A 436-nucleotide genomic window follows, 5' to 3' on the forward strand; every position below is an offset into this window, starting at 1 on the left:
TCACACCGATCGCCACGGACGACTTGGCATAAGAACCCGCGCCGATAGCAATACTGTTGGCCTTATCCGCTTTCGCGTCGGCACCGATGGCAATCGAGTTTTTATCACCCGAACTCTGGGCACCACCCGCGCGCAAGGTGCCATCCTCCAGCATACCCAGCGCCTTATCTGCCTTGGTTTCGGCACGATCCGCCTTGGTTTCAGCACGATCGGCCGTGGTCTGGGCCGTGGTCGCTTTGGCGTCGGCGGTGGCTGCTGCGGTCTTGGCTTCGGTAGCAGCCGTCTTCGCTTCGGTAGCCGTCGTCTGTGCGGTGTTGGCGGCGGTTTTGGCGTCGTTGGCTGTCGACTGCGCGGTGCCGGCTACCGTGGCCGCGTTGTTGGCCGTAGTCTGCGCGGTGCCAGCTGCAGTTTTCGCCGCGTCGGCCGTCGACTGAGC

The 436-nt window shown here is 63.8% G+C and carries 1 protein-coding gene; it reads right to left on the reverse strand.

Going from position 1 to position 436, the window contains the following annotated elements; genetic code table 11:
- A partial coding sequence (locus EGI20_RS19065) for an alanine-zipper protein (RefSeq protein ID WP_498633276.1) occupies nt 1-436 on the reverse strand: 436 nt, incomplete at both ends.

The organism is Aquitalea sp. S1-19 (assembly GCF_024343515.1).